Source organism: Streptomyces sp. NPDC051051 (assembly GCF_040682975.1).
Classification (GTDB): Bacteria; Actinomycetota; Actinomycetes; order Streptomycetales; family Streptomycetaceae; genus Streptomyces.
This window is the reverse complement of record NZ_JBFBCB010000057.1, coordinates 34245-44803: the sequence shown is the minus strand read 5'-3', so window position 1 is coordinate 44803 and position 10559 is coordinate 34245. Positions and strand designations below refer to the sequence as shown.

Here is a 10559-nt window from a genome sequence, read left to right as displayed (position 1 = left end):
TCGCCCCGATACTGGTTGTATCGGGGCGATCCCGACAACGCGGCGAGCGTGCGTGCCAGGCGTCGCCGGGCAGACGGGACTTTCGAAACACGCCCAGGCCCACGGCTCGTCCGGGTCACCCGAAGGACTGGGTCACCCGAAGGGCTGGTTGAGATAGGGGTCGGAGACCGCTTTGCGCAGGCTGGCCCAGGATTCGTCGCCCGCCAGCGCGAGGTCGCAGTGCGGGCCGGGGTCGCGGTAGTTCCACTGCAGCGCGGCCTTGACGCCCGTCAGGCCCTTCAGGACCGTCGGCACCTGCGCGTACCACTGCGCCTGCCGGCCCGGCCGGGACGGGTCGTCGGCCGTGCCGAACTCGGAGAGCATCAGGGGTTTGTCGTCGGAGATGTTCTCGCGGATCCAGTCGTGCGTGGCCCGCTGGGTCTCGGCGAAGGAGAGCCAGCCCGCTTCGTGGCACCGGTAGTAGTTGTACTGGTTGTAGGCGATCCAGTCGACGTAGTCGTCGCCCGGGTACATCCGCTCGATCAGGTCGGCGTGCTCCAGATAACCGGTGGTGATCCACGTCCACACCACGTTGGTCACGCCCAGCTCCCGGAACCGGTCGTGGATGTGGCGGTAGGCGCGCACGTAGTCCTCGGGGGTGCCGTTGGCGGGCGTGCGGGTGTCCATCTCGAGGTCGAAGGAGAGGAAGACCTTCTCCCCGAACTCCCTGACCCGGGCGGCCTGGACGTCGATGACCGAGGCGTCCAGGTCACCGTCCGCGATCTGCCTCCAGGTGGGCTGCTGCGCCTTCGTGCCGCCCCACCACTTGCTCTCCCAGGACAGCAGCAGCAGATGTTCCTCGCCGGCGACGCGCTGCTCCTCCGGGGTGAGCAACTGCCCTTCCAGACGGCTCCCTTGGACCAGGGACATGTCGTGGTACGTGTACACGACGTCGAGCTTGCGGCCGATGCGCCGCTCGTAGCCGCGGACCTTCTCCGCGAGGTTGTCCTTGCCGTGCGGCACGAACGCGCCGAACCAGGCCCCGCAGGGCGGTTCAAGCAGCGCGGTCGGCGCGCACCTGCCGCCGAGGGCGGGGGGCCGCGACCCGCCCGGAACCGGCCCGGAACCGGAGTCGCCCAGGCCGGTGCCGCCCCGCAGGAGGAGGACGACGATCAGGACGGCACAGGCGACCGCGGCGACGGTGAGGAAGCGCGGGCGGGGTCCGGGCCGGGGACCGGGGCCCGCGGAGCGGGGCACGCGGGGGCGGGGGCGGGGAGCGGGGCCGAGGTCACGCGGGCGCCGGTGCCGCTGAGCTCGGCCGTCGCAGGGAAACGGGCGGTCGTCGTCGCCGGGCGAGTGGCCGTCGCCGCCGGGGTGGAGCAACCTCACAGAGCAGAACCCTTCGCAGTCCTCGGTGGGGAGGCGCGCAGCCGCGGGCAGAACGCGGCGACCGTGGTGAGCAGCGTGAGCGTCAGCAGGACGCGCTGCGCGCTGAAGGCGTGCGTGGCGATGAACACCGTCCCGGCGAGCAGCACGAGGGCCACGCTGACGAACACGGCCAGCATCAGCCGTTCGAGCAGGTCGGAGTGGCGCTCGAAGGCCGGGTCCCGGCGCTCCACGGGCCCCGCGGCGGGCACCACGGCCAGCGCGGGACCGCAGATCCTCAGCACGGCGGCGCCCGGCCCCGCCGCCAGGAAGGCGACCATGACCGCGCCCCGCAGCACGGAGCCGTCGGGCAGCGCGAGCGCCGACAGCGCCAGCCAGCCGCCGAGCGGTGGCAGTGCCCGTACGACCAGTTCCCGCGGTGTCATCGGCCCGTCTCCTTCAGGACGTAGGCCACCCCGGCGTCGTTCCCCGCCACCCGCTCGAACAGGGGCGAGGCGGCGACGGACCGCCGGATGCGGTCCAACTGGCCTTTTTCGAGAAGCCCGTTCATCTCGGCGTCGGCGAACTGACCGCGGGTGAACAGCAGGTAGGCCCGGCCCGGTGGCTTCACGACGGACATGTCGCGGGCCAGTACGGTCGCCGGATCGCGCACGACGGCGTCGACGTGCTCGCGGCCGTCGTCGAGGAACCAGTAGTGGTCCACTCTCCAGTAGTCGGCGAAGGCCAGCGGGTAGTTGCGGTCGGCCGCGACGACGAGGGAGTCGTCCGGCGCCCGGTCGACGACCTGCCGCACCAGGTCCACCTCGGCCGGCGGGAAGTAGCTGATGCGGTCCTTGCCGGAGTAGCTCGGCACGAAGGCGAGCGTGCCGACGAGGAGGGCGAGCGGCGGCAGCCACAGGTAGCGGCGGGGCTCGGTCCGACCGGCCTTCTGCATCGCCGTCAGCGTGCGCACCTGCGGCAGCAGGGCCGCCGCGGCGAAGAAGGCCGCGCCGGGCAGCGTGAACATCAGCACCCGGAAGATCATCTCGCTGCCGTAGCTGCTCGCCCCGAGCATCGGCAGGGGGGCCGCCGCGATCAGCAGCAGCGGCGTCGCGCGGTGACGCAGCACCGGCCGGCGCAGCGCGCCCACCACCGCGAGCAGCAGCACCGAGGCCGACAGCAGCCGGGCCACCCAGGACGTGGTCACCGCGCCGGTACCGGTCGGGGTGGCGCCGTAGCCGGTGGAGACGTTGCCGCCGATGTCGCCGATCGAGCGGATCATGTCGGGCATCGTCGCGGAGAGGAAGGGCAGGGCGGCCGTGAGGCACCAGGCCAGGAAGATCACGACGGCCGTGATCAGCGGGACCCCGTCGCGGTAGCGACGGATGAGGAAGAGGGCGGCCAGCGAGACGATCAGCATGCCGGGGGTGAGCTGGTGCGTGATGACGACGGCCACGATCAGCAGGGTGAGCAGCACCGTCCACACCGCCTGCCGCTGCCGCGCGGCGGACCGGCCGGGGCGGCCGTAGCGGCGCAGGACGACGGTCAGCACGCCGAGGTGCAGGGCGAAGGCCACGGACTGGGGGGAGAAGTAGTCCTGGCCGACCCAGTTGGCGACGCAGAAGAGCCAGACTCCGGTCCAGATCAGCCGCCGGTCCTCGGTGAACGTGCGGTAGAGCAGCAGCAGCGGGAGCAGCAGCAGCAGGCCGGACACCAGCGGCCACCACGCCATGACGTGCGCGGCGGAGTCCACTCCCAGCAGCCGCACCAGCGTGGCCTGGGCGGCGAAGAAGCCCGGCCACTGGTCGTAGACGGCCATGTCGCCGATCGCGTCCGCGTTCTCCAGCCGGCCGGCCGTCAGCAGGTGGTCGACGACCGCGTCGTGCTTCCACGCCCAGGCGTACAGGGGCGTCGGGTACAGCACCGCCTGGGTGGCGCGCTCCATCACCAGCAGGGCCACGACGTACGCCGGTGCCCAGAGGGGGTGGCGGCGCGGGCCGCGCAGCGTGACCCAGAAGCCGGCGGTGAGCAGCGTCAGTCCCGCCCAGAAGGCGGGATGCACGGCGGTGACGAGACCGAAGTCGTCGAGGTCGGAGACGTCGGTGCGGGTCACCGCCCAGCCCCACAGGGCGAGCGCGACGAGCAGCGCGGGCGCGGGGTGCAGCGCGGCGTGCCACCAGGGGCGGCCCGGTGGCAGGTCGGAGAGATCGTTCACGGGTTCCCCGCCCGCCGGGCCCGGCGCGTCCGCGGCGGGCGCGGGCTCCGGCTCGGATCTCTCCCGTGGAGTGGTTGGCGGACGCACGACGGTTCCCCCCTGGCGGTTCGGCTCTGGGCTTGATCAGTCGCGGGACGGGTCGCTGGGTGTGTTCGGGGCGTCTCGGCCGCTTCTGCCGCCCGTCGGTGACAGGTGCGGATCCGGCGCGGGCTCCGACGGCGGGTCGGCACGGCGGAGCGGCAGGAGCAGGACGAGCAGGAACAGCAGGCCGAGCACCGGCGGCGTGGCGGGCGCGAGCGCCTCTCTCCCCGCCCAGCCCCCCACGGCGGTGAGATAGACGATCCCCCAGCGCGCCGCCCACGGCAACCGCCCGACCGGCCGGTCGCCGAAGCGCCGGCCGGCGCGGTCGAGCAGCAGCCACAGCAGCACGAGGCACAGCAGCTGACAGACCGGCGGCACCCAGCGCAGCAGCGGGTCGGGGCCGGGAAGACCCAGGGTCCGCGCGAAGAAATCCGCCGTCTGCGTGGAGAACGTCCCACCCAGTGCCCGTGGTTCCCGTCCCAGGGCCACCGGTACGGCGTACAGCGCGAGGACGACGGCTCCCAGCGCCGTGCCCGGCAGCCACGCCTCGCGCCGCGTCACCAGTGTCACGGCGGCGACGAACAGCAGGAGCAGCGTTGCCCCGGCGAGCAGCGCCGGGCCGGGCAGCAGGCCCAGCATCCCGCGCCCGCTCAACGGCTCGGCGAGACCGCCCGTGAGCCGGCCGCCGAGCCACGGCAGGTTCCGCAGCGCCACGACGTAGGACACCGTGGCGACGCCGAGGAGGCCCCACAGTCCGGCGCGCAGTCGGCGCTGTCCGCGCTCGGACCAGAGGCCGTCGCCCCCGGGGCCGGGCGCCGGCGCGCTCGGTCCCTCGCCGGACTCGACCGGCGGTGCGCCCCGGTGCGGGCGGACGATCAGCGCGAGGGTGTCCGCCTGGAGAGCCTCCCTCTCGTATCCGGGGCGTCCTATGAACAGCGCGACGGTGTCCTCGTCGCGGGCCCCGTGCTCGTACGCCGCCCGGCGCGCCCAGCTCGTGCCGTACCCGACGGTGGCGTTCAGCCGGGCCCCGCGCGCGCCGCCCACCTCGACCGTGCCGTCGGTCCTGGCCGCGGACGCGGGCGTGGGCTCGGGCGTGGTCGCGGGCTCGGGCGCAGACGCAGTGCGCGTCGCGGTCGCGGTGCGGGTGGCGGTCGCGGTGCGGGTGGCGGTCGCGACGGCCGGGGCGGAGCGGTCCGCGGGCGAGGCGTCGGCCGGCACGGTGGCGGGCACCCGGCCGCCCTCGCGGAGCGCCGCCCGCAGCCCGGCGACCGACACGAGGGCGATCAGCGACATGCTCAGCAGCACCGCCCAGCCCGCGCCCGCGATCCCGGCCGGGGTGAACAGTACGGCCGCGCTGCCCAGGACCAGCGTGCACATGGCGCCCTGGAGCGCGGCGAGCACGCCGGTGCGGCCCTGCACGCGCAGCACCCCGATGTACAGCTCCACCACGACCCGCGGCAGCGCCCCGGCGGCCAGCAACCGCAGCACGGTGGTCCCGTGTTCGGCGTAGTCCTCGTTGAACGGCAGCAGGATCTGCGGCGCGAACACCACCAGGACCAGCACCACCGGCACCAGCAGCAGCGTCATGCGGCGCAGCGCCCCGCGGACGCCGTCGGCGAGCCGGCGCGGGTCGTGCGAGGCGTGGGCGGTGAGGGAGGAGGCCATGTTGATGGCCATGAACTCCATCGTGCCGCCGACGGTGTACGCCACGTAGAAGTAGCCGTTCTCCGCCGCGCTGAAGCGGACGGCGACCATCACCGGCAGCAGGTTGATCATCGCCAGGCTGAACAGCGCGCCGAGCGAGTCCCCGGCCAGGAACCGGCCCATCTCGCGGACCCCGGGCGGTTCCAGGTCCCGGTCGGCCGCGGCCTGGCGCGGGATGAGCCTGCGGAAGATCAGCCAGCCCAGCGGCACCGTCGACAGGGCGATGGCGGCGGCCCAGGACACGAAGATCCCGAGCGCCGGCAGCACGGTGGCGAAGACGGCCAGCAGGATCAGCTTGCCGGTCGAGAACACCGCGTTGCCGACCGGGACCCATCCGGACCTGCGCAGTCCGGTCAGCACGCCGTCCTGGAGGGTGAGCAGCGCCCAGGCCACGCACGCGACGACGAACGCCGCCCCGGCGACCGGCGTGCCGAGCGGCGCGTACGACGCCCCCCACGTGTCGAGCGTGAGCAGGAAGCCGACGGCGGCGACGGCGACCACCACCGAACTCGCCGCGTACGCCCGCCGCACCAGGGAACCGGTCGCCCGTCCCGCGCGCGGGACGAAGCGCACGACCGCGCCGATCATCGTCGTCGCCGTGATGCTGGCCAGCAGACGCATCGCGGCGATCGCGGCGGAGCCCTGCCCGACGGCCTCCTCGGTGTAGTAACGGGCGGCCACGAGCCAGAAGCCGAGGCCGAGCACGGCGGAGACACCGGTGCTGAGCATCAGGAAGTAGGCGTTCCGGAACAGCGAGTCGGAGTCCCGCCCACCACCGGAGCCACCCGCCTCCGCCGGGGCGGGGGCCCGCGTCCCGGGTGGGGCGGGGGCCCGCGCACCGGGACCGGCCCCGGTGCGCTCCCCGGTTCCGGTCCCTGCGGGTGTCCCGGCACCGGTCCCGGCGGACGCTCGGGTCCCGGCGGACGTCCCGGTCCCGGGTCCGGCGGACGCCACGGCCCCGGCGGACGCCACGACTTCGGCGGACGCCACGACTTCGGCGGACGCCACTGCTTCGGTGCCGGCCCGTGCCTCGGCCGGGGTCGCGGCGTGTGTTCCGGCCTGGGTGTCAGCCACGGGTCGGCTCCAGCCCTCCCGGCGCCTCGGCCGGCCGCGCGCCGGACTCCTCCAGTATGTCGACGACCTGACATGCCCGCAGCGGATCGACCGGCAGCGCATGCCGGGCGAACCACCGGGCCCCCGCCGGATCCGGCGAGAGGTCGGTGAAGTCGACACCCGCGTAGTCGTCGAGCGGCGGATCGTAGAGGTATCCGACGACGATGTCCCGCCGCGCGAGAGCCGCGATCGCGGCGTCCCGGTCGGCGACGAACAGGGGCACCCTGAAGAGGGGTTGGGGATCCGGCCGGACGACGGGGGCGACGGGCCGGGGGACGGCCCGGGCGACGGCCGACGGTCCGGGCCCCTGCCCGGCGCCGGGTGAGTCGCCGGACGCCTCGGCCCGGAGACCCGCCTCCCCCTCGGCGCCACCGCGCGGGACCGGCCGCGCCCACTGCGTGGACAGCAGTTGCTCCGTGCCCGCCCGGCAGGCGGCCAGGACCTCGTCGAGACGGTCGAGTCTGCGGCCGATCCGGCCCAGGCGCAGGTTTCCGGAACGCAAGCGGTAGTCGTGCATGTCGACCCGGACCCAGGAGTCGCTCGCGGTGAGGTCCGGCGCCGCACCGACCGCCCCGGCCAGTGCCTCGGGCCGCAACGGCATCCGGATCCCCTCGCGTTCCGTCAGCCCGAGCAGCCGCATCGTGGCCCACGCCGCCCGCCGCAGCCGCAGCCCCCGCACCGCCGCCTCCGCGTACGGCCGTACGGTGTAGGCCAGTTCGGCCGTGAGCCGGCCGGGCAGCAGCAGGTCCTCGCAGGTCTTCTCCAGGGCCTCGCGCAGGCCCGGGTCGGCACAGGACAGGAAACCGCCCGCCTTGGCGCCGACGTGCTTGGACAGGCTGAAGACGGAGGCGTCGCCCCAGGCTCCGACCGGTCGGTCGCCCACCTCACTGCCGATGGCGTGCGCCCCGTCCTCGAACAGCGGAATCCCCGACGCGTCGCACTTCGCACGCAGCCGCGGCGCGTCGTCCGGATTGCCGTACAGATTCGTCGTCAGCACCGCGGACAGCGAACCCCACAGGTCGTCCGGCACCGCGTCGACGTCGATCGACGCGTCCAGCGGGTTCAACGGCGCCTGCACGGGCCTGAGTCCGGCCGCGAGCACGACGAAGAAGATCACGTCGTCGTTCACAGGCGACATCAGCACCCGTCCGCCCGGCGGGCACCAGTGGCGCAAGGCCACGAACAGCCCGAACCGGCACGACGGCACGTACACGCATTCCCGGCCGAGTCTGCCGCGCATGGTCTCTTCCAGCCGTTTCGGCCGTGGAACATGCCGCGCCGACGCGAGACCGGCCTCCCCTGTGGCCATCCGCCCCCCAAAGGTGCCGTGGGAACGCCCCCTCCCCGAGGCCTTCCGGCACCCGTCCAGAGTCTCCCCTTTCGCACCGCTCCGTCAAGATTGCGGACCGGGCTGCGGACGACTTCCCGTGTCCGGACGGACGCGGAGCGCTCCGGCCGGACCGCCCGATCTCCGGCCTCCTGGGTCACTCCCGTGTCGCCGCGGTGTCCCTCCCGCGAGGTCGGCCGTAACGTGTGCCGCGGCTCGGCGCACCCGCAGAGCACCGCGGAGCACCTGCGCACGGCCGGCACCCGGCCGTGGCGAGCGCAGGCGCAGACCTGGCGAACAGATGGTGAGCACGAAAGTGAGGCAGCACCCGATGCCCCCCTTGGCCCCCTTCGACCTCCCCGAGGGCGACCCCTTCGGCCCGCACAACCTCCCGTACGGCGTCTTCTCCCTGTCCGACCCCGACCCCGACTCCGGCTCCAGCCCTGACGCCGAGTCCCGGTCCGGCTCCGGCTCCGGCTCCGGCTCCGGCTCCGGCTCCGGCTCCGGCTCCGGCTCCGGGCAGCGGACCGTCGGCGTCCGGCTCGGCGACCACGTGCTCGACGCCGGTGCGGCGGCCCGGGCCCTCGGCTCCCCGCACGCCGCCCTGCTCGGCCGGCCGACCCTCAACCCGCTGCTGGCGGCGGGCCGTACGGTCTGGTCCCAGGTGCGCCGAGCCCTGACCGAGTGGGTCACGGACCCCTCCCACCGGCAGACGCTGCTCCCCTTCCTGCACCCCCTTTCCTCGGTGACCCTGCACCTGCCGTTCGAGGTGGCCGACTACGTCGACTTCTACGCCTCCGAGCACCACGCCCGGAACGCGGGCGCCATCTTCCGCCCGGACGCCGCGGACACCCTCCTGCCGAACTGGAAGCACCTTCCGATCGGCTACCACGGCCGCGCCGGCACGGTCGTGGTCTCCGGCACGGACGTCGTCCGCCCGTCGGGCCAGCGCAAGGCGCCCACCGATCCGGCCCCCGTCTTCGGCCCCACCCGACGGCTCGACATCGAGGCCGAGGTCGGGTTCGTGGTCGGCACGCCGTCGCGGCAGGGACACCCGGTCCCGCTGACCGACTTCCGTGAGCACGTCTTCGGCCTGTGCCTCCTCAACGACTGGTCCGCACGCGACATCCAGGCCTGGGAGTACGTCCCCCTCGGCCCCTTCCTCGGGAAGTCCTTCGCCACCTCGGTGTCGGCGTGGATCACCCCGCTGGAGGCACTGGAGGAGGCGCGGCTGTCACCCCCCGAACGCACCCACCCCCTGCTGCCCTACCTCGACGACTCCGCGACCGAGCCCGCCGGCTACGACCTGCGCATCTCGGTCGCCGTCAACGGCCACGTCGTCTCCGAGCCCCCCTTCTCCACCATGTACTGGACGGCCGCCCAGCAACTCGCCCACCTGACGGTCAACGGCGCCTCCCTGCGCACCGGCGACCTCTACGGCTCCGGCACGGTGAGCGGCCCGGCCGACGATCAGCGCGGCTCCCTGCTGGAGCTGACCTGGAACGGCCGCGACCCCCTGGAACTCCCCGACGGCAAGCGGACGTACCTGGAGGACGGGGACGTGGTGACCCTGTCGGCGTGGGCCCCCGGTCCGGACGGGCTGCGGGTCGGTCTGGGCGAGGTGAGCGGGAGGGTCCGCACGGGCTGACTCCAGCCGTTCCCGCCGTCATACTGACGGCGGGAACGGTCCCCGCACCGGGCCCGCCGCACCTACCGTCCCGAAGCACGGAACCGCCCGTCACCACCGCCCCGTTCTCCCCGACCAGGATCCGGAGCCCATGGCAATGACCCTCTGCCTGCTCCTGTTGAGCGTCGTCGCCCTGACCGCCGCCGTGCCGGTCCCGCGCGCGCTGACCCGGGCCGAGTGGACCGAGCGGGAGCCGGTGGTGGCGCTGTGGGTGTGGCAGTGCCTGGTCGCCACGGTGCTGCTGTGCTGTCTGACGGCGCTCGTGCTGGGGGCGGCAGCCGTCTTCCACACCGTCCGCACCCAGGTCTTCGCCCCGGCGCCACCGGCCGTGACAGCGGCCTACGACCTCTCGACCGCCCCGGTGTGGGCGACGGCGCTCACGCTGCTGCTGGCCTGCGGCGCCGCCTGGACCACCGCGATGCTCGCCCGCGAGCTGGTCGAGGCCCGCCGGCGCCGCGGCCTGGCCCGCGCCCACCTGCGGGAGCGCGCGCCCGACCTGCCCGCGGGACTGCCCTCCGCCCGGGGCCCCCTGCTGGTGCTCGAGGACGACTACCCGGACGCCTGGTGGATGCCCGGCAGCCCGTCCCAGCTGATCGTGACCACCGGCGCCCTGCAGCGCCTCACCTCCCACCAGATCGACGCGGTCCTCGCCCATGAACGAGGTCACGCCCGCGCCCACCACGACTGGCTGCTGCACCTGTCGACGGCCCTGGCCACCGGATTCCCGCGCGTCCCGCTGTTCACCCACTTCTGCGACCAGACCCACCGCCTGGTCGAACTCTCCGCCGACGACACGGCGTCCCGGCGCTGCGGTCACCTCACGACGGCGCTCGCGCTGATCGAGCTGAACCAGCACCGGGGCGTCCTGTCCTGCGCGTCCTCCCACCGGCTGCTGGGCGAACGCGTGGACCGCCTCCTCCAGCCGCCTCCACGGCTGCTGCGCAGACACCGGGCCCTGACGACGACCGTGGCGGCGCTGGTCCCCCTGCTCCCGCTGCTGATCACCTTCGCCCCGGGGCTGACCGCCCTGAGCTGACCCCCGACCGGAGAGGGCTGGAACCCGGCGCTCCGGTCCCCGGTGTCCGGCC

7 protein-coding genes are annotated in these 10559 nt (G+C 74.1%); 2 read left to right on the top strand and 5 right to left on the bottom strand.

What is annotated here, in order from left to right; translation table 11 throughout:
• Positions 1 to 132: 132 nt before the first annotated feature.
• The 5 genes from AB0N31_RS31190 to AB0N31_RS31170 form a co-directional block, all read right to left on the bottom strand.
• Positions 133 to 1236 carry a glycosyl hydrolase gene (locus AB0N31_RS31190; RefSeq protein WP_366061820.1) on the bottom strand — a complete coding sequence of 368 codons (1104 nt, stop codon included), beginning with the start codon at positions 1234 to 1236 and terminating at the stop codon, positions 133 to 135.
• Between the two features lie 128 nt (positions 1237 to 1364).
• Positions 1365 to 1790 carry a hypothetical protein gene (locus AB0N31_RS31185; protein ID WP_366061819.1) on the bottom strand — a complete coding sequence of 142 codons (426 nt, stop codon included), beginning with the start codon at positions 1788 to 1790 and terminating at the stop codon, positions 1365 to 1367.
• A complete protein-coding gene (locus AB0N31_RS31180) occupies positions 1787 to 3559 on the bottom strand; it encodes a glycosyltransferase (RefSeq protein ID WP_366061817.1) in 1773 nt (590 codons plus the stop codon). Before AB0N31_RS31180 ends, AB0N31_RS31185 begins: the two co-directional genes overlap by 4 nt.
• A gap of 123 nt (positions 3560 to 3682) precedes the next feature.
• Positions 3683 to 6073: a lipopolysaccharide biosynthesis protein gene (locus tag AB0N31_RS31175; RefSeq protein ID WP_366061823.1), complete on the bottom strand. Its 2391-nt coding sequence runs from the start codon at positions 6071 to 6073 to the stop codon at positions 3683 to 3685.
• A gap of 337 nt (positions 6074 to 6410) precedes the next feature.
• Entirely contained in the window at positions 6411 to 7766 is a 1356-nt protein-coding gene (locus AB0N31_RS31170) for a DegT/DnrJ/EryC1/StrS family aminotransferase (protein WP_366061816.1), read from the bottom strand.
• Between the two features lie 358 nt (positions 7767 to 8124).
• On the opposite strand from AB0N31_RS31170, the gene fahA reads away from it, so the two are divergent.
• Together fahA and AB0N31_RS31160 are read left to right on the top strand one after the other, a co-directional pair.
• Entirely contained in the window at positions 8125 to 9432 is a 1308-nt protein-coding gene (fahA, locus tag AB0N31_RS31165) for a fumarylacetoacetase (RefSeq protein WP_366061822.1), read from the top strand.
• Positions 9433 to 9568: 136 nt separating this feature from the next.
• Positions 9569 to 10507, top strand: a complete 939-nt coding sequence (locus AB0N31_RS31160; RefSeq protein WP_366061821.1) for a M56 family metallopeptidase — start codon at positions 9569 to 9571, stop codon at positions 10505 to 10507.
• The last annotated feature ends 52 nt before the right edge of the window (positions 10508 to 10559 follow it).